Source organism: Nocardia sp. NPDC006044 (genome assembly GCF_042871115.1).
In the GTDB taxonomy this organism is placed as follows: Bacteria; Actinomycetota; Actinomycetes; order Mycobacteriales; family Mycobacteriaceae; genus Nocardia.
The window spans coordinates 805,707-826,231 of sequence record NZ_JBIAID010000003.1; the positions used below are offsets into that span (position 1 = coordinate 805,707).

The 20,525-nt window shown below is 69.1% G+C and carries 18 protein-coding genes; 6 read left to right on the plus strand and 12 right to left on the minus strand.

The genetic code is table 11. From position 1 onward, the window contains the following. Positions 1-26 precede the first annotated feature (26 nt). Positions 27-557, plus strand: coding sequence for a pyridoxamine 5'-phosphate oxidase family protein (locus ACFYO1_RS28170; RefSeq protein WP_387236959.1), 531 nt, complete (start codon positions 27-29; stop codon positions 555-557). A 106-nt stretch (positions 558-663) separates the two neighbouring features. Beyond that, positions 664-1,758 (plus strand): methyltransferase, encoded by a 1,095-nt coding sequence (locus tag ACFYO1_RS28175; RefSeq protein ID WP_387236961.1) that lies wholly within the window; start codon positions 664-666, stop codon positions 1,756-1,758. Here the strand turns inward: ACFYO1_RS28175 and ACFYO1_RS28180 are convergent. Further along, on the minus strand, positions 1,755-2,345 hold the full coding sequence (locus ACFYO1_RS28180; RefSeq protein WP_387236964.1) for a TetR/AcrR family transcriptional regulator: 591 nt from the start codon (positions 2,343-2,345) through the stop codon (positions 1,755-1,757). The genes ACFYO1_RS28175 and ACFYO1_RS28180 overlap by 4 nt on opposite strands. Positions 2,346-2,407: 62 nt before the next feature. On the opposite strand from ACFYO1_RS28180, the gene ACFYO1_RS28185 reads away from it, so the two are divergent. Then, a complete protein-coding gene (locus tag ACFYO1_RS28185) occupies positions 2,408-3,232 on the plus strand; it encodes a class I SAM-dependent methyltransferase (protein ID WP_387236966.1) in 825 nt (274 codons plus the stop codon). A gap of 93 nt (positions 3,233-3,325) precedes the next feature. Here the strand turns inward: ACFYO1_RS28185 and ACFYO1_RS28190 are convergent, their stop codons facing one another. The 7 genes from ACFYO1_RS28190 to ACFYO1_RS28220 all read right to left on the minus strand — a co-directional run bounded on the left by ACFYO1_RS28190 (position 3,326) and on the right by ACFYO1_RS28220 (position 14,237). Continuing rightward, entirely contained in the window at positions 3,326-3,667 is a 342-nt protein-coding gene (locus tag ACFYO1_RS28190) for a hypothetical protein (RefSeq protein WP_387236968.1), read from the minus strand. A gap of 154 nt (positions 3,668-3,821) precedes the next feature. Next, the gene (locus ACFYO1_RS28195) at positions 3,822-4,736 is read right to left on the minus strand and encodes a hypothetical protein (RefSeq protein ID WP_387236970.1); all 915 of its coding nucleotides are present in this window, start codon (positions 4,734-4,736) and stop codon (positions 3,822-3,824) included. Next, a complete protein-coding gene (locus ACFYO1_RS28200; protein ID WP_387236972.1) occupies positions 4,733-5,722 on the minus strand; it encodes a ScbA/BarX family gamma-butyrolactone biosynthesis protein in 990 nt (329 codons plus the stop codon). Before ACFYO1_RS28200 ends, ACFYO1_RS28195 begins: the two co-directional genes overlap by 4 nt. Next, positions 5,719-6,633: a nucleoside-diphosphate kinase gene (locus ACFYO1_RS28205; protein WP_387236975.1), complete on the minus strand. Its 915-nt coding sequence runs from the start codon at positions 6,631-6,633 to the stop codon at positions 5,719-5,721. The genes ACFYO1_RS28200 and ACFYO1_RS28205 overlap by 4 nt, the downstream gene beginning before the upstream one ends. Continuing rightward, positions 6,630-8,066 carry an SDR family oxidoreductase gene (locus ACFYO1_RS28210; protein WP_387236977.1) on the minus strand — a complete coding sequence of 479 codons (1,437 nt, stop codon included), beginning with the start codon at positions 8,064-8,066 and terminating at the stop codon, positions 6,630-6,632. The genes ACFYO1_RS28205 and ACFYO1_RS28210 overlap by 4 nt, the downstream gene beginning before the upstream one ends. Beyond that, entirely contained in the window at positions 8,063-11,551 is a 3,489-nt protein-coding gene (locus tag ACFYO1_RS28215) for an AMP-binding protein (protein WP_387236978.1), read from the minus strand. Before ACFYO1_RS28215 ends, ACFYO1_RS28210 begins: the two co-directional genes overlap by 4 nt. Further along, positions 11,541-14,237 (minus strand): phosphoenolpyruvate synthase, encoded by a 2,697-nt coding sequence (locus ACFYO1_RS28220; protein WP_387236980.1) that lies wholly within the window; start codon positions 14,235-14,237, stop codon positions 11,541-11,543. Before ACFYO1_RS28220 ends, ACFYO1_RS28215 begins: the two co-directional genes overlap by 11 nt. 218 nt (positions 14,238-14,455) lie before the next feature. On the opposite strand from ACFYO1_RS28220, the gene ACFYO1_RS28225 reads away from it, so the two are divergent. From ACFYO1_RS28225 to ACFYO1_RS28235, 3 genes are all read left to right on the plus strand, one after another. After that, a complete protein-coding gene (locus tag ACFYO1_RS28225) occupies positions 14,456-15,160 on the plus strand; it encodes an ESX secretion-associated protein EspG (protein ID WP_387236982.1) in 705 nt (234 codons plus the stop codon). Positions 15,161-15,252: 92 nt separating this feature from the next. After that, positions 15,253-15,627, plus strand: a complete 375-nt coding sequence (locus tag ACFYO1_RS28230) for a hypothetical protein (protein WP_387236984.1) — start codon at positions 15,253-15,255, stop codon at positions 15,625-15,627. Next, entirely contained in the window at positions 15,624-16,757 is a 1,134-nt protein-coding gene (locus tag ACFYO1_RS28235; protein WP_387236986.1) for a hypothetical protein, read from the plus strand. The genes ACFYO1_RS28230 and ACFYO1_RS28235 overlap by 4 nt, the downstream gene beginning before the upstream one ends. A 331-nt stretch (positions 16,758-17,088) precedes the next feature. Here ACFYO1_RS28235 and proB read toward each other — a convergent pair whose 3' ends face one another. The 4 genes from proB to rplU form a co-directional block, all read right to left on the minus strand. Next, positions 17,089-18,225: a glutamate 5-kinase gene (gene proB / locus ACFYO1_RS28240; protein WP_387236988.1), complete on the minus strand. Its 1,137-nt coding sequence runs from the start codon at positions 18,223-18,225 to the stop codon at positions 17,089-17,091. Positions 18,226-18,309: 84 nt separating this feature from the next. Continuing rightward, positions 18,310-19,764: a GTPase ObgE gene (obgE, locus tag ACFYO1_RS28245; protein ID WP_387236990.1), complete on the minus strand. Its 1,455-nt coding sequence runs from the start codon at positions 19,762-19,764 to the stop codon at positions 18,310-18,312. A gap of 149 nt (positions 19,765-19,913) precedes the next feature. Further along, positions 19,914-20,180, minus strand: coding sequence for a 50S ribosomal protein L27 (rpmA, locus tag ACFYO1_RS28250; RefSeq protein WP_040732806.1), 267 nt, complete (start codon positions 20,178-20,180; stop codon positions 19,914-19,916). A 22-nt stretch (positions 20,181-20,202) separates the two neighbouring features. After that, entirely contained in the window at positions 20,203-20,514 is a 312-nt protein-coding gene (rplU, locus tag ACFYO1_RS28255; RefSeq protein WP_040732804.1) for a 50S ribosomal protein L21, read from the minus strand. Between the last annotated feature and the right edge of the window lie 11 nt (positions 20,515-20,525).

Genomic DNA, 20,525 nt, shown 5'->3' on the forward strand with positions numbered 1-20,525 from the left:
CCGCGCCGTCATATCGTCAGCACAGTATGGACACCACCAACCTCGCTGACCGCTACTCGTTGCCGGAGCTGGACTGGGCGAACATCGAGTCGAAGCTCGACGCGAACATCCCGCAGGCCCCGGACACCGGCGGCCCGAACCGGCACACCTACTGGTTGAGCACGATCAACCCGGACGGCAGCCCGCACCTGACCGCGCTTGGCGCGCTCTGGCTCGACGGTGCGTTCTGGTTCACCACCGGCGCGCGAACCCGTAAGGGGCGCAACCTCGCCCGCGATCCGCGCTGCGCGATCAGCCTCTCCCTGCACGACTTCGACCTCACCGTCAACGGCACGGCCGCGTTGGTCACCGACTCGGCGGCGGTCGCCGAGATCGCCGCGCGTTATGCCGCGGACGGCTGGCCGGCCGAGGTCGACGAGAGCGGCCAGGCGCTCACCGCCCCGTACAGCGCGCCGTCCGCCGGCCCGCCGCCCTGGCACGTCTACCGCATCACCGCGACCACGGCGATGGCGCTCGGCACGGTCGAGCCCGGCGGCGCCACGCGCTGGCGTTTCTGAGCCGGTCCGCTTCCATCGATCGGGTGTCCGGCCCACGGCACCGCGGCAGCCCGTACCCTGCTGGTTGGCGCAAAGTGCCGACCGTCGAGCGGATGGGAGTCGCCCTGTGGCATCCGATCAGCCGAGAATGCCGCCGCCAGGGCTGGTTCGTGCGGTCGAGCTGGTACGCAGCGGACTGTCGGTCGCCTACCGCAAGCTGGTGCCGGGGCAGGTCGCCGTGATGGAGATGCTCGCCGCCGGGTGGTTGACGCAGGCGATTCATGCCGCCGCCGAGCTCGGGGTCGCCGACGCGCTGGCCGATGGGCCGCGCAGCGGGGCCGAGCTGGCGACGGCGGTCGGGGCCGATGAGGATGCGCTGCATCGGTTGTTGCGGCTGCTGATCGGTCACGGGATCTTCACCCGGCGCCGGGATGGCCGGTACGCGCTGACGCCGATGGCGCGGGCACTGCGCCGGGACGCGGATGTTTCGTTGCGCGACGCCGCACTGTTCTTCGGATGCGCGATCCATCGGGAGAACTGGTCGCATCTCGTCGACGCGGTGCGCACCGGCAAGCCGGTCGGCCCAGCGCTGCACGGCATGTCGTTCTTCGAGCACGCGCGCGCCGATCGGGGGCTGGGCACGCTGTTCGACAACGCGATGACCAGCATCGGCAGCCTGGGGCTCGCTCCGCTGCTCGCGGCCTACGACTTCGCGCAGTTCGAGACGCTGGTCGATGTCGCCGGTGGTGAGGGCACGATGCTTGCCGAGATCCTGTGCCGGGCACCACGATCCAAGGGAATTCTGTTCGAGCTGCCGGAAGTGGCCGAATCGGCGAGCAGCCGGCTGGGCGAGCTCGGATTGGCCGGCCGTTGCGCGGTCGAGCGCGGATCGTTCTTCGACGCGGTTCCGCAGGGCGGGGATGCCTACATCCTCAAGCACATCCTGCACGACTGGCCGGAGGACGATGCGGGACGGATCCTGACGAGCGTTCGCGCGGCGATGAAACCCGATGCGCGCCTGTTGATTATCGAGTTGGTCGTCCCGGAGAACACTCGGCCGCATCCGGGTAAGTACATCGATCTCGAGATGCTGGTGAACACGGGCGGTCGTGAACGTAGCGCCGATGAGTATCGGGAGTTCTTGGCGCGCTTCGGATTCACGCTCAGCCGGATTGTGCCGACGGTCTCGCCGGACAATATTCTCGAAGCCGTGCCCGCTTAGGGTGTCAGCACGCCGGCGACGACCGTGTGCACGACCCGGCCAACAGCTTCGGACTCCGGTGGAGTGCCTTTACGGTCGGCGAACAGTAGATGCCCGGCGCCGATCAGCGTGGGCGCCAACACTTCTACGTCGGCCGTGGCCACGATGCGGCCCTTGTCGCGCTCCGCATCGAGGTACTCCGCGATCATCGCCGTGGCCTCCGCGAGCAGCGGGACACCCGTCGGCCTGGTCCGGCGGAGCCTGGCGCGCAACTCGTCCCGGAAGGTGACCAGGCTGACGATGGCCACCGCGACCGTCTCGAACAGGTCGGTCAACGCGTCGCCGAGATTGCCGACGACCGTGCCGGTGCCCGCGGCTTCGCGCAGGGCGGCGCTCTGCCGGTCGACGCGTGCGATGCGGTCGAGGACGAGTTCGGCGAGGAAGTCGTCGAAGTCGGCGAAGTGCCGGTGCAGCACGCCCTTGGCGCAGGCCGCCTCGGTGGTGACCGCGCGGCTGGTCAGCGCGCTCGGACCGTCCTGGATCAGGATGCGTTCGGCGGCGTCGAACAGCTGTGCGCGCACGTCACGCATGGCCACTCCGGTTGGCACTGGGGGCTTCTCCTTACGTCGAGCGGTTGAAGAGTGGGCATGTGCCCACTTATAGTGGGCACATGCCCACTATACCGTCGGGGCCATCGCCCCTTCCTCGGCAAGAGTCACATCAGGCCCGCGAGATCGCCGAGTCGTTCGGCATCGACGCCGAGCGCTACGACCGCTCCCGGCCCCGATATCCCGAGGCGATGGTGCAGGCGATCATCGCCGCAGGCCCGGGACGCGAGGTGCTGGACGTCGGCATCGGTACCGGCATCGTCGCACGGCAGTTCCGAGCGGCGGGCTGCCACGTCTTCGGCGTCGAACCCGACGAGCGCATGGCCGAATTCGCGCGCCGCGACGGCACCGAGGTCGAGGTGTCCACCTTCGAGACCTGGGATCCGGCGGGCCGGACCTTCGATCTCGTCGTCGCCGGACAGGCCTGGCACTGGGTGGACACCGTCGCCGGCGCGGCCAAAGCGGGCGAGGTGTTGCGACTGGGCGGAGTGCTGGCCCCGTTCTGGAACGTGAGTCAGCCTCCGGCAGAACTCGAGCGCGCCTTCGCCGACGTCTTCCGCCGGCTGGTCCCCGACTCCCCCGTCGGCCAGATCCCCGCGGGCTCCGCATTGCAGCTCTACGCGTCGATGTGCGACAAGACCTCCGACGGCATCCGCCGGTCAGGAGCCTTCGGCGAGCCGCAGCAACAGCGATTCCAGTGGGAGCAGCGGTACACCCGCGACGAATGGCTCGAGTACTCCGCCACCACCGGCGCCACCACCCGCCTCCCCCAACCGGTCCTCGACCAGGTGCTGGCCGGCCTCGGCACGGTCATCGACGCCGCCGGCGGCAGCTTCACCGTGCAGTACACGGCGGCAGTGGTCACCGCGGTCCGAAAACTGAGCTGACCCGACACCACCGTGACTGGTTGCCGCCTGGTGAGGCGTTGTCGGGGAGACGATTTGGCGCATGCAAGGGTGTTGCCCGGGGTGATCTGCGGGTCAGGTGGGTGAGACGAAGGCGCGGGTGGTGATGCCGAGGGCGGTGGTGGTTACGCAGGAGGCGCGCATGGACTGGCCGACGGGGGCTGCGGGGGAATCGGCGCCGGGGTAGGGGCCGAAGATGGGGCTGTCGGGGGTGGCGGGGACGCTGATGCCGAGGCATTCGACCTCTAGCACGGTGGATCCGTATCCCTCGTGGCAGAGGGCGACGGCGTCGGTGAGGCCGCGGTCGACGTAGCAACCGCCGGGGTCGGCGGTCGCGTGGTCGGCGGTCGCGATCATGGTGCCGCAGGCGAGCACGATCAAGCAGCCGCCTCCGACGATTCGACGCACGGTACTCACCATGGATCCCTTTCTCGGCGCGATTGTGCCATCCAGCCGGAATCGGTCCGGTCGCCGCATCTGGGTGAAGCGATCCCCTGATTACCCCCGGCCATTCCACCAGACCCGCCGCCCGCCGGCGCGGGACACGTCGGAGCACCAGCCGCTGGATCCGCTACGGCAAGGTCAGGGCCTGGGCGATCAGGGTGAGGTAGAGGGCGAGGATGAAGATGACGGCGGGGACGGGTGGGTAGTCCGTGCGGTCGCCGCGCGCGAACTTCAGTGCCCCGAGAGCGGGGATCACCAACAGCGGAATGGGCAGCCAGGCAATGAGGGACGATGGCGGCGAATAGTCCCACGGCCGGACGAGCAACAGGTCGACCAGCACCGCGGCCACCGCGCAGAGCAGCGACGCCGCGGTACTTCCGTTGGTGCCCAGCGCATTCGAATACAACAGCTCGCCCGGCCGACGCTCGCGAGAAGTCTTTCTGGCGAACTCGAATTGGAGGAACGCGCCGGCGAAGACACCGGCGACCGCCGCCGCCTGCCAGTGCGCGCGCACCTCGCCGGTGTCGATCGCCGAGACCACGATGTAGCCCGTGACGAGCAGTTGCACCGGATAGGTGACGACCAGATTCACCAGGATGTCGGCGCGCACGGTGGCGAACAGCCGCTCCAGACCCCACAGGACCAACCCGTAAGCCATTGCGACAGCGATCATCACGGCGGAACCCACGGACAACGCGAGACTGCCGGCGATGGCGCCGATCGCGATGAGCCCCATGGCGACCCGCAGTTCGACCGCGCTCACCGCCCCGGTCACCAGCGGCCGATCCGGGTTGTGCACGCGGTCGTAGTCGAGGTCCTTCTGCTCGTCGACCATTCGCAGATACAGCAGCACGAACGCGACCACGACGATCCGCGCCACGGTGGCTCCGGTCGGCCGCCAGGCCGAATCCGGCTGCGTCACCAGCGAAGCGGTGCCCTCCAGCGCGAGCACCCACAGCACCCCGTACAGCAGGTAGTGCGGCTTGTACATCACCGCGGTGAACCGGGCGATACGCACCACGGACACCAGCGGATTCGTCACGCGGACTCCGGTTCCCCGGCGTCGAAACCCAGTTCGTCGTCGGCGAATTCGAGATCGAGTTCGGCGGCGACCGCCTCGGCCTGCCGGATCTCGCAGTGGATCACGGTCCGGTCGGCCTGCTGGCCGGTGATCTCAGCGACGCACTCGGCCGGACGATCCAGCTCCACGAACCGCTCGAAAGCGCTTCCGACGCACTCCAATCGGGGGGCGCGGTGCAGCACCATGGCCAACGCGGTCTGCCTGCACGCCTCGATCAGCAGGCTGCCCGGAACGTGGTCGAGCTGATGATCGAACAGGAACGGATGGCCCAGATCAGGGACCAGCGCCGCCCGCGCGGTGTTGTCCGACAGCTCCGGCGCGGCGATCACGACATTGCGCCAGTTCTCCCGGCCGACCTCGGCCGCGACCGCGCGATCGGCAAGCGCCGAGGCGCCGGCAAACGGCCCGAGGCCGAGGCTCTTCCGGAACGCGCCGCGCAGCCCCGCCCATTGCCCCGGCGTCATCCAGGAGAACGAGCCGTCGACGGTCATCATCGACTCGTCGCCGCAATCGATTTCGAGCACCATGTCCAGGCCCTGCACCGTCTCACCGCGCACGTGCCGCCGGGGCACCCGCGCGCGCATCACCAGATCGGCCGGGGCGGACCCGACCTCCCAGGCCGGGGTGTCCGCACCGGTACCGTTGAAGGTGCGCACGACGAACGCCATATCCGAAGGGACGCCATAGAACTCGTGGCTGAGCGCGATCGCGGCCTGCCTGGCGGCCTCCATCACCAGCAGCGGATCGTGACGCAGACCGAGCGACCCGAGGTGGTCGCCGTAATAGGCGTGCATTCTGGGTAATTGGGCGCCGACCACGTACTCGTCCTCGGCCACGGTGTCCATCGAGGTGACGAACACCTCCGACACCGCGCACCGATGCGCCAGCTCGCGCGAGATGGTGCGTAGATGGGTCGCGGTCTTCACCGTTTCCACGTTTGCCGTCACGGTCGTTCCTCCAGCCAGTCTTGCGCGGTCACCGGGCGCAGCGTTTGCGGCTGCGTCCCGACCCGCATCGGGAGTACATAGGACCCGAGCACGATCACCGACCACGGATCGAGTTCCCGCCCTTCGGCCCACGCGGAATACAGCAACCGTGCGCAGTCCGCGTCCGTCCGATCCGCGAAAACCGTTGCGGCGCCGCCCTTCTCCAGGTCGCGCAGAATCCGGCCGAGCGCATCGTCCCGATCGAAGCTGCGCGCGGGCGCTTGCGTGTAGAGGTCGTACGCGATCGCGAGCGCATCGGACGAGCGGTCGGCCCCGTCACCTGCCTCCGCGATCACCTTCGCGCGGCGATCCTCGTCCAGGTAGATGGCGAGCTCGCGCAGCACATCGGCGGGATCGTCGGGCGAATGCACCAGATTCAGCAGATAGCTGTGCCGGCCGAGCAGGTGGCGCAGTTCGCCGGGTTGACGTTTACGCGGATCGGTCGGCCCTTTGGCTTCGGTAAGGCGCACGGGGACAGGCAGTTCCGCGTCCTCGCCCCGGACGACGAGCACCAAGACATCGGAGATGCCGACCAACAGATCGGCCAGCCGCCGGCGTTCCGGCGAGGCGATGTTCCAGGCGAAGTACCAGAGCGCGCGGGCGAAGTGCCGGTCGACCGCGACGCGGACGGCGGAGACGACCCGGAAGTCGTTGCCGGCCAGCCAGTTCAACGTCGGCTCGACCGATCTGGCGACGATGGCGTCCGGCTTGAGCAGCAGCATCGAGTGCGCTCTGGCGAACTTCGCGGCGTCGACGCCGAGGCGGTCGAGTTGTTCGACGGTCTCTTGCAGGTAGGTATCGCCGGCGTAGGCTGTCACCTTCTCCGGCTGCGGGGTCAGCGCGGCGAGCAGTTCGCGCAGCGGCGCGGTCACCGGTCCGCCCCACCGGAGTCATTGCTTGCCAATACCTCTTCGATCGACGGCAAGGGCACGCCGAGATAGCCGGATTCCAGGCAGTAGTCCAGCAGCACGCGCAGATACTCCTTGCCGGTAGGGGGCGCCGTTTTGCCCAGCAGCACTTCGGCATTGGAGGTGGCGAAGGTCAGTCGCCGCTCGAAGTAGCTGGTGTAGAGCGAGCCGATGCGCCGGTAGTACTCGCGCTCGATGGCGCCGAGGTCGTCTTCGCGGAAGGTGGCCGCGGGCACGAAGGTCGCGACCTCGAACGACGGGTATTCGGCGAGCACGTCGGATACCTCGCGCAGCGACAACGTGTCCCGGCCGACCGCGTGGAAGGTGCGCAGGTGGGCCGAGTCGAAATCCAGTACGGCGGCGGCGATCACCTCGGCGACGTAATCGACCGGCGCCAGCGCGAGCGTCGCGTCGTAGCGGCCGGGTAGCGAGCGCAACTTGCCCTCGACCATCAGCTTGACCACGGTATAGAGGTTCTTGTATTCGCGGATCCCGCCGGTACCGAGGGCGCCGGTGACGATGCCGGGCCGCACGATCGCCCAGCGCAAGCCGTGCCGCCCCGCCGCTCGTACCAGGTGCTCGGCGTGAAACTTGCTCTCCTCGTAGCGGTTTCCGAAGGTTTGGCCTGCGTCGAGTTCGCTTTCCTCGATCACCCCGCTTCGGTTGCCGCACACGTAGGCGGTGCTGACGTAGACGAGCTGGACGTCCCAGGCCTTGGCCAGCGCCACCGCGTTCGCGGTGCCGCGCACATTGAGTTCGTGGTAGTCGGTCACGTCGGCGTCGAACGCGGTGGTGGCCGCGCAGTGCACGATCGTGCCGACCCGTTCGGACAGGTCCGCCGAATCCCGCGGGGACAGACCGAATCCCGGCATCCGGATGTCGCCCGCGACCGGACTGCCCGCACCGAGCGCGGTGCCGTCGTTGCGGACGATGCGCGCGTTGTTGTGCAGTACCGCGGCGACCGGGCGGCTCGCCGCGGCCAGGCGCGCCACCACCTCGGAGCCGACCAGCCCGCTCGCACCGGTGACCAATACCGTGTCGCGCCTGCCCATTCCGTCGTCGTGCTGTCGCTCGGCGCCGACGTGGCCGAGCAGGCGGCTGCGATCCTTCGGCGCCGGCCGGCCGGGCTCGTCGCCGGATTCCGCGGCGAGGCCCGTCGTCACCAGCGTGACGATGTCGCCGACCCGGCGGATTCCGGCCAACCGCTCCGTCCGATGGCGCGGGAGACCGAAGCTCCGCTCCAGCGCGACGGTCAGCTCCATCAACCGCAGCGACTCGAAACCCAGGTCCTCGACCAGCCTTCGGTCGTCGGCGGCGAGCACATGCGGGTCCGGGGCCATGGCCTGAACCAGCTTGCGCACCTGCTCGGCGACCGCGGCGTCGGCGACGGCTGTCATGACTGCGGCATTCCTTCCGCGCGTAGGTGCGGCTGCTGCCCGCCGGAGGCCAGCAGGTCGCGGGCCTCGTCGAGGGGCAGGTCGGTGTCGAGATAGCCGGCGACGCGCAGCCAGTCGTAGCCGATGGCGAGCGTGCGCCGCCATTGCTCGCGGGAGTCGAACGAGGCCGGGAAGGCGGTGACGGCCGGGTCGGCGGCGACCGAGCGGACCAGGGTGACGAGGTCGTCGAGGACGGCGAGACCGGCGACGGCGTCGCCGGACTCCGAGAACCGTACCTGCCGAGCAGTTTCCAGCCGCGTCAGCAGTTCGTCGCGGTGTTCGGCGTGCGACGGGAGCAGGCGACGCAGGGTCGAAGACGGTGCGACGTCGGCAGGCAGTGGATGAATGCCGAAGGCGGACAGCGCCACTCGCACCGCCATCGCGATCATCCGGTGCGCGGCGATGTCGGCGACAGCGCCCTGACCGTTCTTGATGGCACCCGCCAGATCCTCGCGCGCGTTCTCCAGCACGATGTTCGACCACACCAGATTCATCGCGCACTCGGTGAAACGACGTGCGGGCAGCGGCGACAGGGTCGCGATCGCGTCCGCGCGCGCGGCTCCGGTGACGCCGAGCGCCGGGGCAGCCGCGGACGGCACCGGCGTGTACGGCCGCACCGGTTTACACATGGCCAGTGCGGGCGTCAGGACTTCACCGCGGCGCCACTGCAATCCGACGAAGCCGAGCCGGAGGAACTCGGCGAGTTCGGCGGTGATGTCGTGCGGTGCGCGGGACAGTACGTCGGCGAGAGAATGGCGGAAGACCACCGAACGCCAGGCACGGGCCCCGGTGTCCGAGAGCACGAAAACATCGCTGTCACCGCGGATTACGTGCACACGCTGCCCGATGTTCCAGGTGGTGACCTGCGGTCGCCGGACGAACAGGATCTGGTCGGGGTCGTCGGTGACGCCCTCGACGCCCAGTTCCGCGGCGAGTTCGAGAACCTGTGTCCACGTTGCCTGCTCGGACAGTGCCCGCGCCTTCGCATCGCCGAGTACGCCGGGCAGCGCGTCGCCGTAGCCCCGCTCCGGGTCGTCACCCGCCCACGCTCGCGGATCGCCGAGATCGCGGTAGCGGTCGATGATCTCGTCGCCGCCGATCCGATCGAGTTGCTGCGGAAGCCATTTGGTTTCCAGGTAGCTTTCCCCCCGGCGCGCGGCCCAGCCCTTGATCGCCTGGAGCAAGCCGTCACGCGCCCAGTCGATCGCTTCGTCGCGCGCTCGCAGTGAGCGCAGTGCGACGGCGTAGCGCAGGGCCTGCTGCGCTCGGGCGGTCCACCAGTCCGCGATCACGCTCATGAAGGTGGAATGCGGCAGTAGCGAACGCAACTCGCCGACATCGGCGGCTCCCGAGCGGACAACCGTCGCGCGCAGGAACCGCTGACACCGGTTGAGCAGATCTTCGTCCAGCTGCGCAACGGTCGTGGCGTTGGCCACCTGTTCGAGCTGCCGCCGCATCTGGGACGCGGAGCGAGTCCGCACCTCTACCCGGCGTCCGTCGATGAACAGCACGGTCGGCAGCGTGGGCAGTTCCTCGTCGCCGGGGGCGAGCACCAGGAAGTCGACGTCGGACCCGTCGTTTCCGAAGCCCTCGGCGAGTGAACCCTCGAACAGGACGGTCGAATCCGAGGGAATCGCCACGCTTTCCCACGCACTGTCGAGCAACTGGCGGACCCGTTCGGCAGCCAGCGCAGGCACGGGTGCGTCGACCGGATTCCGGCGTTCACCAGAAGATCCGAGCGTCTCGGTGGACGTCGCTTCGGCCTCGTGCACAACCGCGTCCGCCAGCGCCCCGGTGCGGAACTGGTCCCACATGTATCGCCTGCGCGGCTTGCCGCTCGACGTACGCCGAATGATCCCGCGCGGACCGGTGACAATGGTGACCGTCTGCGCGGGCCCCAGCTCGCCACGAATGATCTTGCGCGCCTCCGCGATCCAGACACCCGGCGGGGACTCCGCGAACAGCGCGATGCCCTGCTCGCCAGGCCCGGTGATCGCGACGGCGGCGAGTTTGCCCTTGGTGATCCCGGTTTCCTGGGCAACGCGCGATTCGATGTCCTCCATGAACACCGAACGCCCACGCACCTTCAGGCTCGACCCCATCCGGCCGAGCACGAATACCTCACCGCGATGCAGGAATCCGGCATCACCGGAATACAGCGCGCCGTCCACGATCCTGGTGGACGCGCCATCGGAGTCGTCGGAGTAGCCCAGCGCCACCGAGTCGCCGACCACGACCATCTCGCCCAAAATTCCGTCGGGCAACTGGTTGCCGTTCTCATCGACCACCGTGACGGTCGATTCGGGGGTCGAGTAGCCGAGTCCGGTGATCCAGCCCGCGCCGTCGACGCGATGGGTGTCGTCGAGCAGTTCCCGCTCGAGGATGGTGACCGGTTCACCGAACCGCAGGCTCGGGGTGTCGATGCGCAGCGCGGTGATCGGGCGATGCCGCGCCGAGGAGGTCACCATCAGCGTCGACTCCGCCAAACCGTAGGCCAGCGTGTACGCGCTCATCGAAAAGCCGAGCGGCCCGGTGAGATTCGCGAACGACTGCAGATCGGCCACCTCGACCGGCTCGGAACCGACGGCGAGCGTGCGCCAGCCGGACAGGTCCAGATCGGCGATCTCCTCGGGCGAAATCCGGTGCGCCACATAGCCGAGCGCGAACGATGGCGACGGCGAATGCTGGGCATGTGCCATCGCCCGCAGCCAGCGCGCGGGATCGCGGACGAACTGGTCCGGGCGCATCAGCCACAGATCACCCTGATTGGTCACGGTGGTGAGGAACGCGCCGACCAGCCCCATGTCGTGATACAGCGGCAGCCACGACACCATCGCCTCGCCGGCGCGCCACTCGACCAGCTCGGAGATCATCGCGATGTTGTTGGCCAGGTTGTGCCAGCTCACCCGCACGCCGCGCGGGGCGGCGGTGGAGCCGGAGGTGAATTGCAGCAGCGCGCACTCGTCCGGCTCGCCGAACACGCGCTCGGCGGGCGGGCACGGTCGCAGTGTGGCCGCGTCGATCACCAGTGGCTCGTCGCCACGTCCGGCCGCCGTCGCCGCCTGGCGGACGAACTGCTCGAATTCGGTCGAGGTGACCACCAGCCGGGGCTTTGCCTGCACCAGGATCCCGGCGATGTGCGCGATGATCTGGTCGAGGTCGCCGAACATCGGCGGCGCGACCGGCGTGAACACTCCGCCGCACGCCCAGACCGCGTAGAACGCGGCGACACAGGGGAATCCGGTCGGCATGATCACGCAGGCGCCGTCGCCGCTGCCCATGCCGTGCGCGCGCATGAGCGCGGCGATCGACCAGGTCTGTTCGGCCAGTTCGGGATAGCTCCGGTAGTCCCAGCCGTCGGCCTCGTCGGCCAGCTGGATCCCGGCCGAACCGGTCGGGTCGGCTAGCCAATCCCGTACGGCCGCAACGTCTTTGTCATGCTCCATCGCGGACATCTCCTTCGGCCAGCACAGTAACGGTTCCGTTCGTGCCATCGACCCGAATCCGCATACCGGTCCGCACCTTTTTGGTCACGTCCTTGACCTGGACCACCGTCGGCACCCCGAGTTCACGCGCCACGATCGCGACGTGGGTGAGCGGGCTACCGCGCTCGATGACCAGCGCCGATGCCGAGGGCAGGGCGGCCACCCAGCCGGGATCGGTCCGATATGCCACCAGAATGCCACCGGCGACGTCGCGCGGCTCATCGACGACGACCGCGGTTCCCTCGACAATCCCGGAGGCGGACGGGGTGCCGGCGAGTACCGTGCCCGCCTCGGCCGCCGGTGTGTCGGTGATCGGCACCCAGCCCTGTGCCGCCAGTTCGGCGCGGCCGAAGGTCGATCCGGTGGTGACGAACCTGGCCGGGGCGACGAGCCCGGCGTCCTTGGCGCGCTGCGCTTTTCGGGCACCTACGAGGTCGCGCAGGCCTGCGGTATCGGCGCCGTCGTAGCTGCCGCGCAACTCCTGCACGGTCAGATAGAACACGTCGGAGAACTCGTCGATGACCCCGCGCTCGACCAGATCCCGGCCCATCACCCGGATCATCCGCTTGACCATGCCGAAGGCCCTGGTCCGGCAGAACCGCAGGCGCTCTCGGTGGGCGGCGCAGCGGGAAACCTTGCCGCGCAACCGTTCATAGATCCGGCGGCGGAAGCCGTGCAGATGGGCGTCGAGGTATTCCTCGGCTTCGTCGCGGTGGCCGAGCGGCGCGTCCGGTAATGCGCTGCGCAGCATGATGAACAGGCTCGCCGGATCCTCGCGCAGGTCCGGGGTCTCCAGCTTGAGTTCGTCCAGGCTGCGGTAACCGTAATTGTCGATGTAAGCGTCGACCCGCTCGCGGAAGTCCGGCCGGTCCGCCAGCGCGGCGTAGATCTGTTCCGGCGCCGCCGAATTCACCAGCGCGGTAAGTTCGGGATCGGCGCGGACGGCGTCGGCGAGGGCCTTCATCGCGCGGGCGGGTTCGGCGGATTCGACGTCGGCGCCGGGGCCGACCACCGCGTAGAGGAACCACTCCGGGGCCTTGGGCAGCAGGAGTTTGGTCAGCAGGAACATCAATCCGGTGCAGGTCAGCAGGATTGCGTCGAGGACCATCAGCGGGCCCCAGCGTTCGACCAGGTCGCGATCGACCTTGCGGTAGGCGGCATCGGCTTCGGCACCGGAGAGGGCGGTGTAGTCGATGGCGTCGTATTCGTCGTACACGCGGTAGAAGTCGGTCATGAACTGTTCGACGATGGCGTCGATGCCGAAGAGTCGGCGCACGTAGGTCGCCGTGGTCACCACGCGCGAGCAGAGGCGGCTCAGGGGATTGCCGAAGGTGAACGGGCGCAACGTCTTCGCGAGGTCATCGGCGAGGGGCTCGTCCACGCCGAGCGCGGCCTCGAGCACCTTGCGGTTGAGCGGATAGCCCGGCGCGATACCGACCATGCGATACCAGTGCAGCAGATTGTAGTAAACGCGACCGTGAAAGTAGCCCAGCAGCACCGGAGTCCAGCGTTCGGTCTGGCGCAGCTGCGCCGCGGGAACCCGGAGGGATTTCGCGTAACCGTGGTAGACGCGGCCGTAGATGTCGGCGGCGGTGGTGTAGGTCAGCGGGGAGGTGAGACCATTGAAGCTCTCGATGATGTTGGAGTTGTCCCAGATTCGTTGTTCGCCGTCCGGAACCGCCTCGCCGGTGCCGCGGATGATCGCGCCGGCGCGCGTGCCGAGGGTCGTGGTGATCGGGCGGGACTGGAGGAACCAGAGGCCGTCGTCGTCGATCGCCCATTCCACGTCCTGCGGGGCGTCGAACTCGACCTCCACCTTGCGGCCCAGTTCGGCCACCTCGGCGATCTCGGCATCGGTCAGGGCGGGCAGTTCGCGCCGCGCCGGGTCGATCTCGCTGATCGTGTAACCCTGCGCGCCGTCGGCCGTATACGACCGGTCCTTGTCCCCCAGAACGGTTTCCAGCACCGCGCCGGAGGATTTGTCGACCACGACCGTGTCGGCGTCCACCGCGCCCGACACCAGGCCCTCGCCGAGCCCGTAGACCGCGCTGACGACCAGTTCGTCGCGTGCGCCGCTGATCGGGTTCGCGGTGAACAGCACGCCGCTGGCCCGCGCCGCGATCAAGCGTTGCAGCACAACGGCGACCGCGCCCGCGCGCGGCTGCCGGTTGGCGAACGCGTAGCGCAGCGAGCGCTCGGAGAAGGCCGACGCCCAGCAGTCGCGCACCCGGTCCAGCACGGCGTCTAGGCCGTCGACGTTCAGGAAGGAGTCGAACTGGCCCGCGTACGAGTGCTCCGGCCCGTCCTCGGCGACCACCGACGAGCGCACCGCGATGGGGCCGCCGAGTCGCGCGTAGGCGTCGGCGATCACCGCGCGGATCTCGGCGGGCAGCGGTGTCGCGACGATGTCGGCCCGCAACGCGGCACCCGCGACGAGTGCGGCGTCGAGGTCGTCCAGTAGTGTGACCTCAGTCACTTTTCTCAGCAGATCGGTCTCCGCGGTGAACTGCGCGAAGACGTCCGTGCCGAGCACGGTCCAGTCCGGGACCCGAAATCCGCACTGGCGCAGGCGGTGCAGCCCGCGCGCTTTACCGCCGCCGACGGCGGCGATCGTCGCGATATCGGTCCACGGTCCAAGCACCTGCACGGCATGCTCCCATCACCCCTGATCTTGTGCCGGAGCACCACGCACCGGCTCACCCGGGCCGCGCAAAACTTAAGAGGGGGTTGTATGGATATATCCGAGAATTCATCGCAGTGTTAGCCCACAATCCTAGGTGCTCGGTGCGGCAACCACCCGCGCGCGCCACGACCGTTAAGCTACAAACCAGTTTCGGTGTGTTCGGTGAGGATGTGATTCGGGCGGTGAGTTGGACCTTCACTCCGGACGAGTTCGCCCACCTGTGGCGCGAAACCGACCTGGATCGGCACCCGTATCCGTTGCGCATCCTGGAGACCCCACGCACCGAGGACGAGGCCGATCGGCTGCGGGCGACGCTGAACGACCGGCTGCCGCTGCGCGCCGACCCCGATCTGAGCGCCTGCCTGCGGATTCTGGCCGCACCCCAGACCAGGATCGTCGCGATCGGCGGCACGCACACGCCGGGCAGCGAAATCCGGCTGCTGGCTGCGGCGATCTTCGACCGAGCCGTGCTCGCCGTGCAGGAACCCGGCTCGACACCGGAGTTCGGCGGGCGGGTCCGGCTCTCGATCGGGCACAGCGGCAAGCTCGGCCTCCGGATCGCCGGGCTGCTGCCCGCCGCGCCGCCCGGGCGGGAGCCGGCACGGGTCGCGCCGACCGCCGCGGTGCGCGACGAGGAGACGGTGGTCGCGCAGCAGCCGACGGCGCCGCGGATTCGCAAGCTACTGCTCAAACCGCACAGCGCGGAAGGACATATCCGGATCGAACCCGCGCTGGACCAGCCGACGCCGGCGCCACCGATCCACTACACCTGGTTCGACGTCAAGGGCGACGGGCGTTACCTGATCAGGGCGGGCAAGGAAGTGCACATCACGCCCGCCTCCGCCGAGCAGATCGGCGCGCAACTGCAGAAACGCATCCAGTCATGAGCCCGGCCGCCGATGCCGACGGATAACCACTGCTGCCGGTCGAAGCGGCCACGGGCTAGTCTGAGGCGGACCGACCATCTCAGGGGTGTGCGATGACGATCGAGACCAGCCGAGCCGATATCGTCCGGTTCAAGCAAGCGGCCCAGGCAGGCGGCGTCCAGTTCGATCCGGCTGCCGCGCGGCGCTGCGCCGAGATGTACGACCAGCAAGCCGAACGGTTGATCCACCTGCAGCAGCGCCTCGAAACCGCCGCGGAACTGGGCGGATTCGGCGGATTCGTGTCCGCGCAGCAGTTACAGGCCGGGTTCAATCACAAGGCGCGCGATGCCGCCGCGCTGCTGGACAGCTACATCGAGGCCGCGTACCGGATGAAGGAAGCCTTCTTGATCAGCGGCGGATTACTCGAAGAAGCCGACGCCGCCAACGCCGCCGCCCTGCGCGCCGTCGCCTCGAGGCTTCCGCGATGACCGGCACCGATCCCGACTACATCAGCTCGATGGAGCACTTCGAGTCGATGCGGCACGAAGAGATCTACGCCAAGACCCAGCAGATCGACGCCGCCGAGGTGCTGCGCGCGTCGGTCGCGTGGCTGGAAGTCGCAGGCACGCTGAGCACTTCCTTCCCGCTCACCCGCGGCAGCGTGGACCGGGTGATGAACTCGATGGAGTGGAAGGGCGCCGCGGCCGACGCCGCGTTCGCCAGCATCCGCAGCTTCGCCGCCTCGGCGGACGAACTCGCCGCGGTGATGGGGCAGGTCGGCGCCCGGCTCGGCGGGGTGGCCGCCGCGGCCGAGGCGGTCAAGATCGCGGTCGCGCCGCCCGGGTCGTCCGGGCCGATCGGCGCGGTCGCGCGACTGCTCGAGGCCGCGCACGTCATCGACGCGAAGATGGCCGAGGAGGCGCTGCGCCAAGAGGCCGTCCTGGCGATGAACATGGTGTACAAGCCGGCCTACGGGATGGCGGGCAAGGCCGTTCCGGCACTGCCCTCGCCGCCGCAGTTGCCCGCCGACATCAAGCCCGCACCCGCCGCACCGCCGCAGCATCGACCTGCGCCGCCGAGCGAGCAGCCGGAATACACTCCGCCGCAACAGATCCCGCAGGACAGCCAGCCGAACGGCCGTCCGTCGACGCCGGCCCCCTCGGTCCCGGAATCCCAAGCGCCCCCGAGCACTACGACTCCGCCGCGCCCGGTCCCCGACCCGCAGCCGACGCCTCCCCCCACCACCCAGGCGCCGCCCCCGACCACCCAGCACGCGCCACCACCGGCACCCCCGGCCCCGGACGCGCCACCGTCAACCCAACCGGCACCGTCGACGCAGCAAGCACCTTCGCCTGCACCGGCCCCGTCGACTCAGCAGGCTCCCCCGCCCGCACCGGCCCCGCAACAGGCGCCGCCACCCCCGACCACCGAGCAGGCACCCCCACCCCTGCCCTCCCCACCCCCTGCCCCGCCGATCCCCGCCCCCGCGCAACCGCCTGTCCCCCTTCCAGATCCAGGCGGCCAGCCAGGCGTAACCGGCCCCATCCCCGACGAAAACCAACAGCAACAACCCCCATCAACCACCAATCAACCCGGAGTAGTGCCCTCCCAGAAGTAACCACACGCACGCTGAACCCACCGGCGGGACCACTCGACGCAGGGCGAACCACACACGCACAACTCCTGACTTCCCGCACAGCGAACCGCATGCCATTGCGTGTGCGGGGGACAAACAGGTATGCGGCTGCCAGCACCCACATCCGGACGCGGCGCGGATCACCGAGCACGTGAGAGGCGCATGGAACCGGCTGTGCGAGTGCGAGACCCGCAAACCTGCCGGTGCCTCGTGGACCTGAGCCAAGGCGGACTGCACACGCACAACTCCTGATCTCCCGCACAGCGAATCGCATGCAACTTCGTGTGCGGGGGATCAGGGGGTGTGCGGGTGGCTAGATCTTGACCAGGTCGTCGGCGTGGATTACGGGGCGTTGCATGGTGTCTGGGAGTTCGTTGGTGGAGTGGCCCAGCATGCCGGTTAGTTCGGTGCTGTCGTAGGCGACTACGCCGCGGGCTACCAGGCGGTCGCCGGTGGAGATCAGGTCTACTACGTCGCCGCCGTAGAAGCGGCCGCGCAGGGCGGTGATGCCTGCGGCGAGCAGGGAGCGGCGGTCTTCGACGGCGCGGGCGGCGCCGTCGTCGATGAGCAGGGCGCCGCGGCTGTCGGCGGCGTGGCGGACCCAGAACTTGCGGGCGGACAGGCGGGTCGGGCGGGCCGCGAAGGCGGTGCCGACCTTGCCGGTGGTCAGGGCCAGGTCGGCGGAGGTGGCGGCGGCGAGCAGGACGGGGACGCCCGCGTCGGCGGCCAGTCGCGCGGCGGAGAGCTTGGAGGCCATGCCGCCGGTGCCCAGCGCACCACCGCTGCCGGCGATCACGCCGTCGAGGTCGGCGCTGCTGCGCACCTCGGGAATGAAGCTGGCGGCGCCCTTGCGCGGGTCGCCGTCGTAGAGGCCCTCGACGTCGGAGAGCAGCACCAGCGCGTCGGCGCCGACCAGGTGGGCGACCAGCGCGGCGAGGCGGTCGTTGTCGCCGAAGCGGATCTCTTCCGTTGCGACGGTGTCGTTTTCGTTGACCACGGCGATCGCGCCGAGCGAACGCAGCCGGTCCAGGGTGCGCTGCGCGTTGCGGTGATGCTCGCGGCGCGCGAAATCGTCGGCGCTCAACAGGACTTGGCCGACGGTGCGGCCGTAACGGGCGAAGGAGGTGCCCCAGGCGTGGGCGAGGGCCAGCTGACCGACGCTGGCCGCGGCCTGCTTCGTCGCCAGGTCACGAGGACGGGTGCTGAGTCCGAGCGGCGCGAGCCCCGCACCGATGGCGCCCGAAGACACCACCACCACATCGGATCCCGCGCGCATCCGCGCCTCCACCGCATCGGCGAGGCGATCGAGGCGCGCGGTGTCGAGCCCACCCTCGAGACTGGTCAGCGCCGACGAGCCGATCTTCACCACCACCCGGCGGGCCGACGCGATCGCCAGCCGCGCCTCGCTCAGCTCCGAATCCGCCTCGGTAGCATCCGAACTCACTGTCATCGCAATCGAACTCCCTGCGCAGCAATAGAACTCGCCGACACCGAACCTACCGCACCCGGCCCGGCCGAAGCCGAGCCCGCGCGTCTACTCCTCGTCGTCCTTGACCAGACCACGCCGCACCCGCGACGCGTGCTTGCGCTCGGCGGCGCTGATCCGGTTGTCCTGCTCCAGTCGAATGTCGGTGCCGCGACCGGTCGGCACCATGTCGATGCCCGCCGAGATCTGCGGCTCCCATTCGAAGGTCACGTTGCCGATGGTCACCGGGGCACCCGGCTCGGCGCCCTGCTTGACCAGCTCGTCCTCGACGCCGAGGCGAGCCAGCCGGTCGGCGAGGTAACCGACGGCCTCGTCGTTGTCGAACTGCGTCTGCACGACCCAGCGCTCCGGCTGCGAGCCACGCACGATGAAGCCGCCCGGCTCCTCCGGGTCCGCGATCACGCTGAAGCCGGTCTGGTTGACCGCGATCGGCCGGATCACCGGACGCGCGGGCGCCGCCTTCGGATGCGCCTCGCGATACTTCAGCACCAGGTCGGCCAGCGCGAAGGTCAAGGGCCGCAAGCCTTCCCGGCTCACCGCGGAGATCTCGAAGACCGGCCAGCCGCGGGCGGCGAACTCGGGGGTGACCATCTCGGCGAGCTCGGCGGCGTCCGGCACGTCGATCTTGTTCAGGATGACCACGCGCGGCCGGTCGGCCAGGTCGCCGAGATCGGCGTCGGCGTTCAGCGCGGGCTTGTAGGCGGCGAGCTCGGCCTCCAGCGCGTCCACGTCGGAGACCGGGTCGCGGCCCGGCTCGAGGGTGGCGCAGTCGACGACATGCGCGAGCACGGCGCACCGCTCGAGGTGGCGGAGGAAGTCGAGGCCGAGGCCACGGCCCTCGCTGGCGCCGGGGATCAGCCCGGGCACGTCGGCGACGGTGAAGGTGGTGTCGCCGCTGAGTACCACGCCGAGGTTGGGCACCAGGGTGGTGAACGGGTAGTCGGCGATCTTGGGTTTGGCCGCCGACAGCACCGAGACCAGCGACGACTTGCCGGCGGACGGGAAGCCGACGAGGCCGACGTCGGCCACCGACTTCAGCTCGAGGACCAGGTCCATCTCTTCGCCGTCCTCGCCGAGCAGCGCGAAGCCGGGGGCCTTGCGCGCTTTCGAGGCGAGTGCGGCGTTGCCGAGTCCACCGCGGCCGCCGCGGGCGGCGATGAACTGGTTGCCCGCGCCGACCAGGTCCATCAGGACCTTGCCGTCGCTGTCCAGCACCATGGTGCCGTCGGGCACCTTGAGCAGCAGGTCGACGCCTTGCTTGCCGTCGCGGTTGCTGCCCTCGCCGGGCTTGCCGTTGCCGGCCTTGGCGTGCGGATGGAAGTGGAAGTCGAGCAGCGTGTGCACGTTGGGGTCGACTTCGAGGATCACGTTGCCGCCGTTGCCGCCGTTGCCCCCGTTGGGGCCGCCGAGCGGCATGAACTTCTCGCGGAGTACCGAGGCACAGCCGTGTCCGCCCTTGCCGGCACGCACGTGCAGTACGACACGGTCGATGAACTTGGACATTGCCGAATCATCCTCCTTCAGGACTGGTCGATCGCGGTTGTGCGTGGGAAACGCGCTGGGTCTGTGGAAACGCGCTGAGTCTTGACAACGCGAAAGCGGGCCAGGGTTGCGACCCTGACCCGCTCGGCTGTTGTCTGGAGAGGTAAGGCCTAGGCCTCGACCGGCTCCGGGACGACGATGTTGACGGTCTTGCGTCCGCGCTTGGTGCCGAACTCGACCGCGCCCGCCGCGAGGGCGAACAGGGTGTCGTCACCGCCACGACCGACGTTCACGCCGGGGTGGAAGTGGGTGCCGCGCTGACGAACCAGGATCTCGCCCGCGTTGACCTTCTGGCCACCGAAGCGCTTGACGCCGAGTCGCTGTGCGTTGGAATCGCGACCGTTCCGGGAGCTGGACGCACCCTTCTTGTGTGCCATAGCTGAATCTCCTCGGGATGTCTTACTTGATGCCGGTGACCTTGATGACCGTCAGCGGCTGACGGTGACCCTGACGCTTGTGGTAGCCGGTCTTGTTCTTGAACTTGTGGATGCGGATCTTCGGGCCCTTTGTCTGCTCGACGACCTCTGCGGCCACGGAGACCTTGGCCAGCTTTGCGGCGTCGGTGGTCAGGTCGGCCCCGTCGACGACGAGAACCGGATCCAGGGCGACGGAAGTACCCGGCTTACCCTCGATCTTCTCGACCTTCACCAGGTCACCGACCGCGACCTTGTACTGCTTTCCGCCGGTCTTGACGATCGCGTACGTTGCCATCGGTCGGCTTC